14 protein-coding genes are annotated in these 13,890 nt (G+C 51.0%); 9 read left to right on the forward strand and 5 right to left on the reverse strand.

Annotated features, from left to right (window positions below; translation table 11 throughout):
* The first annotated feature begins 109 nt into the window (after window positions 1-109).
* From A0W33_RS21320 to A0W33_RS18405, 3 genes are all read left to right on the forward strand, one after another.
* A complete protein-coding gene (locus tag A0W33_RS21320; RefSeq protein WP_317040211.1) occupies window positions 110-724 on the forward strand; it encodes a YqaE/Pmp3 family membrane protein in 615 nt (204 codons plus the stop codon).
* Between the two features lie 205 nt (window positions 725-929).
* The gene (locus A0W33_RS18400; RefSeq protein WP_068839554.1) at window positions 930-1,877 is read left to right on the forward strand and encodes a DnaJ C-terminal domain-containing protein; all 948 of its coding nucleotides are present in this window, start codon (window positions 930-932) and stop codon (window positions 1,875-1,877) included.
* Between the two features lie 29 nt (window positions 1,878-1,906).
* Window positions 1,907-2,263: a hypothetical protein gene (locus A0W33_RS18405; RefSeq protein WP_068839555.1), complete on the forward strand. Its 357-nt coding sequence runs from the start codon at window positions 1,907-1,909 to the stop codon at window positions 2,261-2,263.
* Here the strand turns inward: A0W33_RS18405 and A0W33_RS18410 are convergent.
* Window positions 2,250-2,999, reverse strand: coding sequence for a pseudouridine synthase (locus tag A0W33_RS18410; protein WP_068840234.1), 750 nt, complete (start codon window positions 2,997-2,999; stop codon window positions 2,250-2,252). The genes A0W33_RS18405 and A0W33_RS18410 overlap by 14 nt on opposite strands.
* 195 nt (window positions 3,000-3,194) lie before the next feature.
* Here A0W33_RS18410 and A0W33_RS18415 point away from each other — a divergent pair, with 195 nt between their 5' ends.
* On the forward strand, window positions 3,195-3,398 hold the full coding sequence (locus tag A0W33_RS18415; RefSeq protein WP_068839556.1) for a hypothetical protein: 204 nt from the start codon (window positions 3,195-3,197) through the stop codon (window positions 3,396-3,398).
* Here the strand turns inward: A0W33_RS18415 and A0W33_RS18420 are convergent.
* Window positions 3,395-3,655 (reverse strand): hypothetical protein, encoded by a 261-nt coding sequence (locus A0W33_RS18420; protein ID WP_068839557.1) that lies wholly within the window; start codon window positions 3,653-3,655, stop codon window positions 3,395-3,397. The two genes, A0W33_RS18415 and A0W33_RS18420, sit on opposite strands and share 4 nt — an antisense overlap.
* 264 nt (window positions 3,656-3,919) lie before the next feature.
* Between A0W33_RS18420 and A0W33_RS18425 the strand changes: the two genes are divergently transcribed.
* The 3 genes from A0W33_RS18425 to A0W33_RS18435 all read left to right on the forward strand — a co-directional run bounded on the left by A0W33_RS18425 (window position 3,920) and on the right by A0W33_RS18435 (window position 6,345).
* Window positions 3,920-4,219, forward strand: coding sequence for a GIY-YIG nuclease family protein (locus tag A0W33_RS18425; RefSeq protein ID WP_068839558.1), 300 nt, complete (start codon window positions 3,920-3,922; stop codon window positions 4,217-4,219).
* Window positions 4,220-4,392: 173 nt separating this feature from the next.
* Window positions 4,393-5,394, forward strand: a complete 1,002-nt coding sequence (locus A0W33_RS18430) for a cation diffusion facilitator family transporter (RefSeq protein WP_229802033.1) — start codon at window positions 4,393-4,395, stop codon at window positions 5,392-5,394.
* An 18-nt stretch (window positions 5,395-5,412) separates the two neighbouring features.
* Complete coding sequence (locus A0W33_RS18435) at window positions 5,413-6,345, forward strand: ketopantoate reductase family protein (RefSeq protein ID WP_068839559.1); 933 nt, start codon at window positions 5,413-5,415, stop codon at window positions 6,343-6,345.
* Between the two features lie 77 nt (window positions 6,346-6,422).
* Here the strand turns inward: A0W33_RS18435 and A0W33_RS18440 are convergent, their stop codons facing one another.
* From A0W33_RS18440 to A0W33_RS18450, 3 genes are all read right to left on the reverse strand, one after another.
* Window positions 6,423-7,868, reverse strand: a complete 1,446-nt coding sequence (locus A0W33_RS18440) for a carbon starvation CstA family protein (RefSeq protein WP_068839560.1) — start codon at window positions 7,866-7,868, stop codon at window positions 6,423-6,425.
* 145 nt (window positions 7,869-8,013) lie between these two features.
* Complete coding sequence (gene dprA / locus A0W33_RS18445) at window positions 8,014-9,132, reverse strand: DNA-processing protein DprA (RefSeq protein ID WP_139237082.1); 1,119 nt, start codon at window positions 9,130-9,132, stop codon at window positions 8,014-8,016.
* A 22-nt stretch (window positions 9,133-9,154) separates the two neighbouring features.
* Complete coding sequence (locus A0W33_RS18450; RefSeq protein WP_068839561.1) at window positions 9,155-9,502, reverse strand: MerR family transcriptional regulator; 348 nt, start codon at window positions 9,500-9,502, stop codon at window positions 9,155-9,157.
* Window positions 9,503-9,701: 199 nt separating this feature from the next.
* Between A0W33_RS18450 and alaS the strand changes: the two genes are divergently transcribed.
* Together alaS and gatB are read left to right on the forward strand one after the other, a co-directional pair.
* Complete coding sequence (gene alaS, locus A0W33_RS18455) at window positions 9,702-12,338, forward strand: alanine--tRNA ligase (RefSeq protein WP_068839562.1); 2,637 nt, start codon at window positions 9,702-9,704, stop codon at window positions 12,336-12,338.
* 88 nt (window positions 12,339-12,426) lie between these two features.
* Entirely contained in the window at window positions 12,427-13,884 is a 1,458-nt protein-coding gene (gene gatB, locus A0W33_RS18460; protein ID WP_068839563.1) for an Asp-tRNA(Asn)/Glu-tRNA(Gln) amidotransferase subunit GatB, read from the forward strand.
* Window positions 13,885-13,890: the final 6 nt, after the last annotated feature.

Raw genomic sequence — 13,890 nt, forward strand, 5'->3', positions numbered from 1 at the left:
GCTATATAACAAGTATCAGAACAACAACACAGCATTAGCGGCAGGAAGCAGGTGAAGTAGGAGAGTGCTGGGTAGGATTCATTATTTTACACCAATAACTAATAAAACCATGAAAATTAAAAGTTTACTTCATTTCGTATTGGTGCTGTTCATTGGGCAGTTCCTCTTTTCCTGTAGCTCAGCAGAGTATTACAAGTTCTCGCCAGATAAGCCCGAAGCTTACAACACCACCAAGGCCAAACCTACGCCAACTGACAACAATGCACTTCTTGCTCCAACAGTGGCTGAAGTTAAGGTATCGGATGCTGCGCCTACGCCAGCCACTGTGGCACCGGAACTTTTGGCTTCCACAGCCGCACCTGTTGTGGCTACAAAAAAGTCGGCAACGGTAGTAGAAGCCCCTGCTGTGAAAGAGGAAGTGACACTAGAGAAGCGGGAGATGACCGTGGCAGAAGCAGAGGCTTTAGCCATGGCGAAGGAGCGCCTCGCTAATATGAGCAAAGCTGAGAAAAAAGCGTTGAAAAAGGACATGCGCGAGGTGATGCGCCAGAGCGGCGGCGGTGCCAACATCGTTGAAATTATCCTGGCGATTCTGTTGCCTCCACTGGCCGTGTTCCTGCACGATGGCATCGGCACCTCATTCTGGATCAACATTATCCTGACGCTGCTGTTCGTGCTTCCGGGTATCATCCACGCCTTGTTGGTTGTGACGGATACGATCTAGTCCTTACTTTCTTACCGGATACACAGAAGCACCCTTTTTAGGGTGCTTCTGTTCGTTTAGCCCCATCCAGGTTAAACACGTAAATAAATATCACGTTATTAGGATTGCCTTCAAACCCTGGGCAAGTATAAATGCTTCTGCACGGACTAATTTGTTAACATACGCCACCCGGAACAGCAGCACAACTCACCCAAAACTACATCACATGGAATACAAGGACTATTACAAAATTCTTGGAGTCGATAAAAAGGCCTCACAGGCTGACATAAAAAAAGCCTACCGCAGCCTTGCAAAAAAGTACCACCCGGATAAAAATAAAGACAACACTGCCGCCGAGGAAAAATTTAAAGATATCAGCGAGGCCTACGAAGTACTTGGCGATGAGGAGAAACGAAAGCAGTATGACCAACTAGGCACCAACTGGCGCCAGTTTCAGCAGGGTGGCTTTAACGGTGGCGCACGCGGGCAATACCAGCGGCAGCCAGGGGGCGGTTTTCAGGGCACGTACTCAGGCGGTGATTTTGGGGATATGTTCGGGGGCGGTAGCGGCGGGGCTGGGGGCTTCTCCGACTTCTTCGAACAGTTTTTTGGTGGAGGCGCTAGGGGAGGCTTCGGGGGACAGCAGGCAGGAAGGGCACGCAAGGGCCAGGATTACCAGGCAGACATGGAGATTACGCTACAGGAGGCATACGCCGGCACCAGCCGCCTGCTGACGGTGAACCAGCAGCAACTACGTATCAAAACAAAACCGGGGGTGGCCGATGGGCAGGTGCTGCGCATCAACGGCAAAGGAGCGCCGGGAGGTACCCCCGGCGACTTGTACATCAACATCAAAGTATTGCCCGATCCGCGGTTCGAACGCCGTGGCGATAATTTATATGCCACTGTGCCCGTGGATGTTTTTACCGCCTTGCTTGGAGGGGAGATTGAAGTAAACACCATGAGTGGCTTGCTTAAATTAAAGGTGCCGGAGGGAACGCAGCCTAACAAGTCGCTGCGCCTGCGGGGCAAGGGCATGCCGGTCTATGGAAAGCCGGATCAATTCGGGGATTTTTACGTAAAAATAGAAGTGAAACTGCCAACCAACATCAGCGCAGAAGAGCGGCAACTGCTGGAGCAGCTACGCGACATGCGCAAAGCCAGGGCAGTTTAGACTATTTAGTACACTTAGCCTACATTGCCATGTTAGTAACCATAGAAAGCACTAGGAGCCAGTCACCTTTCACCGATTTTGAGGATAGCCTAGCAGATCGTCTGCTCACGCATTATGCCACAGAATTACTCGAGCAGCAAGGTTGTGCTAACCTGGCAGAGCTACGGCAGGCCGTAAAGCGCGCAACAGAAGTATGCAACTGCATGCACCTGCCCCTGCGCGAAAACTTTAAAGTAGTGTACCGCTCCCGCAACGGGGAAGTGGTGCAGGACTGGCGCTTATCGCCCATGGCCTACATGCTGATGGTGCTCAACGCCAACTCCAGTAACACCTTTGTTGCCCGCACCCAGGTTGAGATCGTTCAACGCGCGCTTAATCAGCTATAAGCGTGGGCAGCGGCTGAGGCAACGCCTCCTGCTGCTCCAATACGGCAGCCCAGCCAAACGTGTGGCACAACCGCAGCATATTCTGCGGCAGCTGCGCCTGCACAACTACCTGTTGGCTGGAATAAGGGTGCTGAAATGACAATTGGGCTGCGTGCAGCAGCAGCGAAGAACTCTGCATTTCCTCGAGAAACATCTTGTTATGGCGCCAGTCGCCATGCCGTTTATCACCTACAACATAATGGCGCGCGTGGGCGAAATGCTTCCGGATCTGGTGCATGCGTCCGGTCTCCGGCTTTACACGCACAAGGCTGTAGCGCGCAGTCGCGTAGCGGCCAACTGCAATAGGCAGTTCTACGGTAGCCAGGCGGGAGTAATGTGTAAGTGCCTCCTGTGGCTCCCGGTGTTTGTGGTCTTTGTCTGGCTTGATGGGTGTATCGATGGTGGCCGCCTCGGGTGCATAGCCGCGCACGATAGCAAAGTATACTTTATTCGGTTCGCGGGCCTCAAAAGCCTTTACCACGGCAGCAGCGGCTTCTGGTGTCTTGGCAAACAGCAACACGCCCGATGTTCCGCGGTCGAGGCGGTGAATGGTGAACAGGCGGTAGCCTAGCTGGTCGCGCAACAGTTGCAGGGCAAACTCCTTTTTCTCCTCGGCAATTCGGGTACGGTGCACCAACAGCCCGTTCGGCTTGTTGATGGCCACGTAATGCTCATCCTCAAATACTATCTCCAGCACACTCTTTTTTATTTGTTTCAGCAGCAAAATTAGAGATAAAATTCCTCAAGTTTATACTTGCCATACCCATAGGTTGTGTGGCGTGGCGAGCCTTCTCCCCATGGGGCCACTTACTTTTCTTTTTATGCCTGAGGCTTTTTGGAGCGGCGGCCCGTATATTTGCAGGGAACACAGAAAAGGAGCTTCCGAACAAGTATGGCCATTTCATTAGACAACCTCAGGCGGGGCAAGAAGTATAAACTCACGAACTACGGGGAAACGTTTGAGTTTCAGGTGATGGAGATGCCCGAGGAAAATGTGTACCGGGTAAAGGACCTGAACACGCTGGACCTGTACCTGCTGCACGAACTCTACCGGTATGGCAAAGGCCGCGATTTTGACCTGGAGGAGCTGTATTAGTCGCGGGTAACACTGCCTTTCAGGTCCCAGTGGCTTTTCTGGATCTCCATGCTGTTGGGCTTCCGGACTATTTTGCGCGTATAGCGCTCGCCTTTTATACTTCCGTCCTCGTTCCTTTTCCCGATATACAGCGTTACCGGCTCCCCGTTTTCATTTGTGATGAAGGAGACATCCAGTTTAGCGAACTTCTGATCGTAGCGCCTCTCCGGTTCGTAAACCTTCTCCAGAAGCTTTTGCAGTTTTGCGTTTATAGGCATCGTATTAACTGTTTATAAAGTATAGCTTCCTCTTACGCAGAAACAGTTTTAAATGCTTCCGGCGTCAAGTATACTTTGCTGTTTGATGCCAAATCAGGTGTACCTAAAAACCCGAAGCGCTTTATACTTTACAGCAGAAAAACAAGCGGTTGCAGCGGCAATAGGGGGCTACGGGAGGCGTTATGAATATACTGGTGCCAGCCGCTGTACAGAACTCAACGCGACACCTGAAAGGCCGTATAAAAATGCAAAGGAGATAAAGGTATGCAGACACAGGACGCACATTATTATGTATACATTTTCGGTGATAAGCCACGCGAGGATGTAGAGATCGGAATAGCAGGGAATTTACAGCAGCATGTACTGCAGCACAAATCCCCGCAAACAAGCCAGGTGGCCCCGCTGCAGAAAGCCAAACTGGTGTACTACGAGCATTATGCCGCATCTGAGGAGGCACAGACACGCGAGCAGCAGATAAAGGGCGGGGGCATGGATTCTGCCTACAACCTGATTGAGTCGATGAACCCGAACTGGCTGGACCTTAGCGATACGCTGGAGGATTAAGTGCTAGCGGATTCTCTGTACAAGGTAGGAAGTTTAAAGCCCGGCCTGTTTAGAAATTATTAGCCTGCTGCTGTTCAGGTTTAGCCTTTCACAGCATGGTTTCTTATCTTTATGCCCGCTTCATATCCTGTAGCGGGCATAATTTTATATCCGCTTTATAGTGCCTTTCTAATTTGATCCAGAATAAAATCAAAAACCTGAACGAGAACATCCGGCTGCAACTCTTTGTGGTGTTGGTGGGCGTGCTGTTGCTGGTGGGTAAATTTATTGCCTTTATACTTACTAACTCCAATGCCATCCTGACAGATGCGCTTGAGTCTATTATCAACGTGGTGGCAGGGGCGTTTTCGCTCTACAGCCTGGTGCTCTCCCAAACGCCGCGGGATGAGAACCACCCCTACGGGCACGGCAAGATTGAATTTGTGGCCGCCACCCTGGAGGGATCTCTTATCTTGGTGGCTGGCGGGGCCATCATACTAAAGTCCGCGTTCAACCTGGTGAATCCTGTTCCCCTGCAGCAACTGGACATTGGTATTGCTCTGATTGCAGCTTCGGGTCTGATAAACTATGCGGTGGGCATAATGACGGAAAAACGGGGGGTGCGCACTAACTCACTGGTGCTGACAGCTGGCGGGCGGCACCTAAAGACTGATGCCTACTCAACGGCAGGCATTCTTCTGGGCCTGGTGCTGATTTATTTTACTGGTTTGGTGTGGCTGGATAGTGTGGTGGCCATTCTGTTTGGTATCCTGATTGGCTACACGGGCTATCGTATACTTCGCTCCTCCATTGCGGGCATTATGGATGAAGCCGATTACGACCTGCTCAAGCGCATTGTGGAGGTGCTAAACAAGAACCGCCGCGAAAACTGGATTGACATTCACAACCTGCGTGTGATCAAGTATGGCACAACGCTGCACATCGACTGCCACCTGACGGTGCCCTGGTATCTGACGGTGCTGGAATCTCATGATGAGGTGGAGGCGGTGGCGCGCGTGGTGCGTGAGGAGATCGATCCCGGCATCGAGCTTTTTGTGCATACGGACCCCTGCATTGCGCCGTCTTGCACCATCTGTACTAAGGGAGACTGCCAACGTCGCAACTCTACGTTTATGGAGCGTGTGGAATGGGATTTCGATAAAGTAATTGCCGACCGTAAGCACGGTACGTATTGATACCAAAACAACTTCATCATGAACAAGTATAAAGTCGCGGTAATTGGCATTGGGGGAGTGGGCGGCTACTACGGCGGCATACTTGCCCAGCATTTTGCCCATAACGACTCCTGCGAAATCAGTTTTGTGGCCCGTGGTGAGCACAAGTACAAAATTGAGCAGGAAGGCCTAAAGCTTGAACTGGAGGAAGGTACGCTGGTGGTGCATCCGCACAGGGTAGTAGAGGCGCCGCAGGATCTGGGCGAGCAGGACCTGATCATTTTCTGCGTGAAGAGCTATAGCCTGGAACAGGTTTGCGCGCAGCTAGACTCAAGTATAACTTCAAATACGCTACTGCTTCCGCTGCTGAATGGTATAGAAGGTATAGATTATCTGCAGGAGCGCTTTCCAGAGGCAAAAACGCTTTGGGGCTGTGTGTACATAGTTGCCAGCAAAGCAGAACCGGGTGTAGTGAAAGTGCAGGGCAAGTATAACCGCCTGGTGTGGGGCCATCCAAACCTTCCTGCCGAACAGCTGCAGCGCCTGCAGAATTTGTTTCAGGAGGCGGGAATTAACAACGAGCTTTATACCGATGCTGAAACAAAAGTTTGGGAGAAATTCTCCTTTATATCACCTGTTGCGAGCCTCTCGTCCCTTACCGACAAAACGATGGGGGAACTGATGGGGCAGGAGCACCTGAGCAGCCAGTTACAGCAACTGATGGAGGAGCTGAAAAAAGTAGCTGAAGCTAAGGGTATCAAACTGCCGCAGGAGTTGGTGGCGCAAAACCTGGAAGTGGTGCGCAAGCTGCCTCAGGAGGCAACATCCTCTATGCAGCGCGATTTCAGGTCCGGCAACCAAACAGAGCTTGAAAATTTAACAGGCTATATTGTAAGAGAGGGGAAAGAATATGGCGTGGAGACACCACTATATTCGGGACTCTACCAGGAGCTTAAGGCAAAGACCGTATAATTTCCTAAGCTGGCGAAGGCTGTAAATCAAAAGCGGGACAGCAATTAATGCTGTCCCGCTTTTTTTATTCTGAAGTATTAACCGGCATACTCCAACTTCTGGTTTTTAATGCGATTAGCTTTGATGAGGGTGACGATGAGTAGCATGAGCGCTACGCCGATACCTGTGGGATATGCAATATCTGTTGAGAGGCTAAAACCCTCCGGCGCCACCAGGATGTATGACACCACCACCACTGTCATGAACGTTGCCGGTACTAAGCTTACCCAATAAAACTTGTGCTCGTTTATCAGGTAAACTGTTACCGTCCAGAGCACAATAGTGGCCAGTGTTTGGTTTGTCCAGGCAAAATAGCGCCATACAATCCCAAAATCAATCAATGTCAGGCCAAAACCCACCACGAACAGCGGTAAACTGATCAGCAACCTGTTCAATATCTTGCTCTGGTTTGATTTAGTAAAATCCGCTACAATTAGTCGTGCACTGCGGAAGGCGGTATCGCCGGAGGTGATGGGAGCAGCCACCACGCCTAGTAGCGCCAGAACACCGCCAATCTTGCCCAGCATCGTATTGGAAATGACATTCACCACATAAGCGGCGTTCCCCTGCTGTGCCACCATCGTGTCGTTCAATTCGCGGATGCCGCCAAAGAAGCTCATACTTACTGCCGCCCAAATCAGGGCCAACACGCCTTCGGTAATCATGGCGCCGTAGAAAATGCTGCGGCCCTGTTTCTCGTTCGTCATGCAGCGGGCCATCATCGGCGATTGCGAGGCATGAAACCCTGAAATAGCGCCACAGGCAATGGTTACGAACAGCATCGGGAATAAAGGGAAACTCTCTGGATGGGTGCGCATGTTCGTCAGGCTCGCCATCGTTAACTCCGGAATTACATAATCACCTTTAAAAAGAACAATCATTAACCCGAACGCCATAAACAACAGCGCCACCCCGAACAGCGGATACAGTTTGCCGATAAGCTTATCGATGGGCAGCACCGTGGACAGGATGTAATACACCAGTATGCACCAAACCCAGGTGGTAACGGTGGCAATATCGCCTGTCATGTCGTTGAGGATTTTGGCCGGGCCCATGATAAAAACTGCCCCCACCATGATCATCAGGATGATGGTGAAAGCCCGCATAAATTGCTTCATGCCATCACCCAAATAGCGGCCGGTGATCTCTGTTATGCTTTCGCCTTTGTGCTTGATGGAGAGCATGCCCGAAAAGTAGTCATGTACGCCACCGGCAAATATTGACCCCAGCACTATCCATAGAAACGCAGACGGCCCCCACATGGCACCCGCTACCGCACCAAAAATCGGCCCCAGGCCGGCAATGTTCAGAAACTGAATCAGGAATATTTTCCATTGCGGCATGGGCAGGTAGTCCACGTCATCGCGCATGGTGACAGCCGGGGTAGGACGATTCGGGTCTACCTCAAAAATCCTTTCCACGAATTTAGAATAAAAGAAATAGCCCAGCAGCAGGGCAATAACAGAGAGGCAGAATGAGATCATAAGCGCGCTGTTAAGGTTAGGGGTCTTAAATACAACGCATTATACGAAAATGAAAGGCTTAATCAAGTATAAGAAGCAGCGATGTTTGCTAAAAAGCTATATACGTAAAGCTATAAGTTAGTTTGAGGTGGTGTTCGCCTGCTGCTTACGAAAGTATGGCAAAGCGTTTGCCGGGCATGGCCTTCACCATTCCTTTAAATTCCAGCCCCAAAAGCACCGAAGCCAAAAGGCTTACAGGCACCTGCGCTTTCCAGCTAAGGTTGTCCATTTGCTCTTCCCTGCTTTGCTGGAGCACCTGCAGTACCTTAATTTCATCCGCTGTGTATTCACTCAGATCAAAGGCAGCATGCTGCTTGCGGGCCTTCGCCTCATCCTGTAAGTCCCAGTTCAGCAGCTCCACCAGGTCCTGCACTGAAGTATAGGCGGCCGCTTTAAGTGATTTGATCAGGTAATTGGTGCCCTCGGAAACGGGAGAGGTAATGTTCCCCGGCACGGCCATTACTTCTTTGTCATAGCTGTGGGCGATGTTGGCGGTGATGAGGGTGCCGCTTTTCAGCGCTGCCTCCACTACAATGGTGCAATCGCTCATACCGGCTATGATGCGGTTGCGGGCCGGGAAGCGGGGAGCGTCGGGGCGGGTGCCAAAAGTATTCTCGGTGAGCAAACCTCCCTGCGTTAGCATGCGCTCAGCATACTTGCGGTGCACGGCGGGGTAAACGGTTTCGGGTCCGGTAGCCATAACGCCAATGGTAGGCAGTCCTGCCTGCAAGGCTGCCCGGTGCGCCACCACATCCACCCCATAGGCAAGGCCGCTCACGATCATGGCATTGTACGGCTTCAGCTCGTCCACAATTCGCTCCGTCACCGTCTGACCATAAGTGGTTATCTGCCTGGTGCCTACCATGCTGATGATGCGGTGATGGTTTAGGTCGGCATTGCCTCGGTAGTAGAGGAGCGTCGGGGCGTCGGGTAAGGTTTTAAGCCTGTTGGGGAATTTAGAGGAAGTATAAAACAAAAGTTGCACGTCGTGCGCAGCAGCCATTTTCAGCTTTTCCTCCGCCTGCAATAAAGCTGTTTTTGAACCAGCGGCGATGTTCTTCAGCAGGGTAGGGCCAACACCCGGAATTTTCTGAAGTTTTCCGGGAGGCGTCTCAAAAACAGCCTGGGCCGAACCGCAGTAACTCACCAACTGGCGCGTGAGCAGCGGTCCTACCCCGGGCAGGCACGTCAGGGCAACTTCATACAGGTTTTGCGTTTCCATCATCCTACCAGAGGCTACGGCAGCGTTAGTCTTTGGTGTTCAGTTGTGCTTTGATGCCCTGCAGAAAAGCCTTCACCTTCTCCAGCGACTCCACCATTTCCATCTTGTCGCGGGTCTGCACCTGCTTGTTCTTCATCATTTCCTTGGCACCCTGAATAGTATAGCCACGCTCTTTCACGAGGTGGTACACCGTGCGCAGGGTTTCGATGTCCTTGGGCGTATATTGGCGGTTGCCCTTCTTGTTTTTCTTGGGGCTCAGGTGCTCAAACTCTGTTTCCCAAAAGCGGATCAGTGAAGGCGCTACATCAAACATGGCGGCTACCTCGCCGATGCTGTAATACTGTTTCTCTATTTCTTTTTCTTTATATGGCATAACGCGTGTTTCTCAAAGTGGCAGAAGCAGCTTAATTTTGGCCCACTTGTTAAGTTTACGGCTAAAAATGCTACTTTTGTCTATTATGTGCTGTACGGCTGGCGCTACTTTCGGGCGTATCCGTTTAGCAAAAATTGAATAATTTTCGCTCTTAAACAACAAGTACAGCACTAAGTATCTAAAGGCTTAAAACTCATACATGAACTCAGCTGAGATAAGACAAAAGTTTCTGGACTTCTTTGCTTCCAAACAGCACCAGATTGTACCTTCCGCCCCGATTGTGGTGAAGGATGACCCTACCCTGATGTTTATCAACTCAGGCATGGCGCCCTTCAAAGATTATTTTCTGGGCAACAAGCCCGCGCCCAACAAGCGCGTGACTGACACCCAGAAATGCCTTCGCGTGAGCGGCAAACACAACGACCTGGAGGAAGTAGGCTATGATACCTACCACCACACCATGTTCGAAATGCTGGGCAACTGGTCGTTTGGGGATTACTTTAAGAAAGATGCGCTGGAATGGTCTTGGGAACTGCTGACGGAAGTATACAAACTGCCAAAAGACAGGCTGTATGTGTCGGTTTTCCAGGGAGACGATTCAGAAAACCTGCCGATGGACCAGGACGCTTTTAACATCTGGAAAGGAATGCTTCCGGAGGATCGTATCCTGATGGGCTCTAAGAAAGACAATTTCTGGGAGATGGGCGATACCGGCCCTTGTGGTCCGTGTTCTGAAATACATGTTGACTTACGCACAGAGGAAGAGCGCGCGCAGGTAGATGGCAAGTCGCTGGTGAACAATGACCACCCGCAGGTGGTGGAGATCTGGAATAACGTGTTCATGGAGTTCAACCGCCTGGCAGACGGCTCGCTGGTAAAACTCCCTGCGCAGCACGTGGATACAGGCATGGGCTTTGAGCGTTTGTGCATGGCCATCCAGGGCAAAAGATCGAACTACGACACGGACGTATTCCAGCCACTCATCCACTTTGTTGCACAGGAGGCTGGGGTGACGTATGGTGAAGATGAGAAAAAGGACATTGCCATTCGCGTCATGTCCGATCATATCCGTGCGATTGCCTTCACCATTGCTGACGGCCAGTTGCCATCTAATAACAAGGCAGGTTATGTAATCCGGCGTATTTTGCGCCGTGCTGTCCGCTACGGCTTTACCTTCCTGAACTTTAAGAAACCGTTCCTGTACCGCCTGGCCGAAGTGTTGGCAGACCAGATGGCACACGTATTCCCGGAACTGAAGCAGCAGCTTGGTTTTGTGCAGCGCGTGATTGAGGAAGAGGAAAACGCGTTCCTGCGCACGTTGGACAATGGCCTGAAGCGCCTGGATGCACTGGAGGACACGTTCAAGCAGAACAACAACACCATCGACGGTAAAACTGCTTTCGAATTGTATGATACCTTCGGCTTCCCGCTGGACCTGACTGCCCTTATTGCACGCGAAAAAGGATTGAAAGTGGATGAGGGCGGCTTTGGCAAGGAGATGGAGCAGCAGAAAAACCGCTCCCGCAACGCCTCGGCCACCGAGCAGAGTGATTGGGTTATACTTCAGCCGGACGTAGTAAACGAATTCATCGGCTACGACTGCGACACCTCTGAGGCTCATATTGTGCGGTACCGCCAAGTAAAGGCTAAAAATAAGAATGAGTACCACCTGGTACTGGATAAAACACCTTTTTACGCCGAAAGCGGTGGACAAGTGGGAGATTCGGGTTACCTGATTTCAGATAGTGAGCAGGTAGAAGTGCTGGACACTAAAAAGGAGAACGATCTTATCCTGCACATCACTTCAAAACTTCCGAAAAACGTGGAGGCTGGCTTCAGAGCCGAGATAGCGGCCGAGCGCCGTAACTTCATCCGCAAAAACCACTCTGCCACACACTTGCTGCACGCTGCCCTGCGCACAGTGCTGGGAGAACATGTGCAGCAGCGGGGCTCCTTGGTGAACGAAAAGGTATTGCGTTTTGACTTCTCGCACTTCGCAAAGATTGATGATGCAGAACTTCGTCAGATAGAGCATATCGTGAATGAGCGCGTTCGCCAGGCAATTCCTTTGGACGAGCGACGCAATGTACCGATCGATGAAGCCAAAAACATGGGCGCTACGGCTCTTTTTGGGGAGAAGTATGGCGACTTTGTACGTGTGATCACCTTTGGCAGCGATTATTCGGTAGAGCTTTGCGGTGGCACGCACGTGCACAACACCGGCAACATAGGCTATTTCAAGATTATTTCTGAAAGCTCCGTGGCAGCTGGTGTTCGACGGGTAGAGGCGGTGACAGCCACTGCCGCAGAAGATTATATGCAGCAGCAACTGAACGAGCTGAACGCAGTGCGCGAGGTGCTGAACACGCAAAGCAATGTATCGGGTGCTGTGCAGAAAATGCAGGAGGACCTGAAAGCGATTCAGAAGCAGGTGGAGCAGTTCGAGCTGAAGCAGCTAACCGGCATGAAAGACGCGCTGGCGCAGCAAGCTGTTAAGTTAGACGGCGTAAACCTGATTGCCCAGCGTGTGGAGCTAAGTTCGGCTGATTACATGAAGAAGCTGGCCTTTGACTTGCGCCAGGTGGTGGACAACCTGGTGCTCATACTTGCTGCCGAAATTGACGGGAAGCCACAGATTGCTGTAATGCTATCGGACAACCTGGTGCAGAACAAGAACCTGAACGCAAGCACCATGGTACGCGAGCTGGCTAAAGAGATAAAAGGCGGCGGTGGCGGTCAGCCCTTTTATGCAACTGCCGGGGGGAAAGATGCTGCTGGACTGGATGCTGTAACGGCCAAAGCGCAGGACATGGTCGCCTCGATGATTAGTAAATAGTTTTAAATGATTAATGGTTAATTAATAATGAATGATGTTGAATGGGTTATTTGATCATCCAGCATCATTCATTAATCATTATAAAGAAATGGATAAAGCAATAAGAGATAAGTATCAGGCTATAATTGGTTTAGAGGTGCACGCACAGCTGCTCACGGACAGCAAAGCGTATTCTTCTGACTCAACGGAGTATGGCATGTTGCCCAACACAAACCTGAGCGAAATTACCCTGGCGCACCCGGGTACACTGCCGCGCGTTAACAAGCGTGTGGTAGAGATGGCGGTTAAAATGGGACTTGCCACCAACTGCGACATCACCAGGTATAACGTGTATGCCCGCAAGAATTATTTTTATCCCGATCTTCCGAAAGGCTACCAGATCACACAGGATAAGACTCCGATCTGCACCAACGGTCATTTGGTAACAAAGGATGCTGCCGGAAATGATAAGCGCATTGGCATTACCCGCATCCACATGGAGGAAGACGCCGGTAAATCAATGCACTTGGCAGGCGAAACTGAGACACTCGTTGACTTTAACCGTGCTGGTGTTCCCTTGATTGAGATCGTTTCTGACCCGGATATAAGGGATTCAGAAGAAGCTTATAACTATCTGGTGGAGATTAAGCGATTGGTGCGCTACCTCGATATCTGCGATGGTAACATGGAGGAAGGCTCGCTGCGCTGTGATGCTAACGTGTCGGTGATGCTGAAAGGCTCTTCGCTTTGGGGAACTAAGGTGGAGGTGAAGAACATGAACTCGTTCCGCAACGTGCAGCGTGCGATCGAGCACGAGATCGAGCGCCAGATCATGGTGCTGGAGAATGGCGGAAAGGTAGACGGTGAAACGCGTAACTTCGATGCCAATACCGGTTCCACCACAGCCATGCGCTCCAAGGAAACGCTGAACGATTACCGCTACTTCCCTGAGCCTGACCTGCCTGCCCTGATTATTGAGCAGGAGTGGCTGGAAGGTGTAAAAGCTGCCATGCCTAGCTTGCCTCAGGAGCTGTACAACCGTTTTGTTACCGAACTCGGCTTGCCAGAGTATGATGCCGCCGTACTGACAGACGCAAAAGAAATTGCTTTATACTTTGAGGAGCTGACAAAGCACACAAAAAATTACAAAGCAGCCTCTAACTGGGTGATGGGTCAGGTTAAATCCTACATGAACGAGCTGCAGCTGCACATCAAGGACTTCCCGCTGAAGCCGGAACAAATTGCGCAACTTATCGCTTTAGTAGATGAGAACAAGGTGAGCCATTCTGTTGCTTCCAAACAGGTATTTCCATACTTGCTGGAGCATCCGGACATGACAGCTCAGCTTGTGGCCGAAGAGCAGAACCTGTTACAGGAGTCCAATTCTGATGAACTGGCACAGGTGGTGCAAGAGGTGCTGGCGGCCAATCCTGCCAAGGTAGCAGAATACAAAGCAGGCAAGCAGGCGCTTATTGGCATGTTTATGGGAGAGATTATGAAGAAGACCCAGGGCAAAGCAGATCCTAAGGTCACTAATCAATTACTGCGCGAGCAGTTAAACGCCTAAACACAA

The organism is Pontibacter akesuensis (assembly GCF_001611675.1).
Taxonomy (GTDB): Bacteria; Bacteroidota; Bacteroidia; order Cytophagales; family Hymenobacteraceae; genus Pontibacter; species Pontibacter akesuensis.

Excerpts from the sequence above, each read along its gene's own strand:
- A0W33_RS18435 (WP_068839559.1), top strand. The coding sequence starts at position 5,413 with ATGAACAAGTATAAAGTCGCGGTAATTGGCATTGGGGGAGTGGGCGGC.
- A0W33_RS18400 (WP_068839554.1), top strand. The coding sequence starts at position 930 with ATGGAATACAAGGACTATTACAAAATTCTTGGAGTCGATAAAAAGGCC.
- A0W33_RS18405 (WP_068839555.1), top strand. The coding sequence starts at position 1,907 with ATGTTAGTAACCATAGAAAGCACTAGGAGCCAGTCACCTTTCACCGAT.
- A0W33_RS18450 (WP_068839561.1), bottom strand. The coding sequence starts at position 9,502 with ATGCCATATAAAGAAAAAGAAATAGAGAAACAGTATTACAGCATCGGC.
- A0W33_RS18425 (WP_068839558.1), top strand. The coding sequence starts at position 3,920 with ATGCAGACACAGGACGCACATTATTATGTATACATTTTCGGTGATAAG.
- gatB (WP_068839563.1), top strand. The coding sequence starts at position 12,427 with ATGGATAAAGCAATAAGAGATAAGTATCAGGCTATAATTGGTTTAGAG.
- alaS (WP_068839562.1), top strand. The coding sequence starts at position 9,702 with ATGAACTCAGCTGAGATAAGACAAAAGTTTCTGGACTTCTTTGCTTCC.
- A0W33_RS18415 (WP_068839556.1), top strand. The coding sequence starts at position 3,195 with ATGGCCATTTCATTAGACAACCTCAGGCGGGGCAAGAAGTATAAACTC.
- A0W33_RS21320 (WP_317040211.1), top strand. The coding sequence starts at position 110 with ATGAAAATTAAAAGTTTACTTCATTTCGTATTGGTGCTGTTCATTGGG.
- A0W33_RS18420 (WP_068839557.1), bottom strand. The coding sequence starts at position 3,655 with ATGCCTATAAACGCAAAACTGCAAAAGCTTCTGGAGAAGGTTTACGAA.
- dprA (WP_139237082.1), bottom strand. The coding sequence starts at position 9,132 with ATGATGGAAACGCAAAACCTGTATGAAGTTGCCCTGACGTGCCTGCCC.
- A0W33_RS18440 (WP_068839560.1), bottom strand. The coding sequence starts at position 7,868 with ATGATCTCATTCTGCCTCTCTGTTATTGCCCTGCTGCTGGGCTATTTC.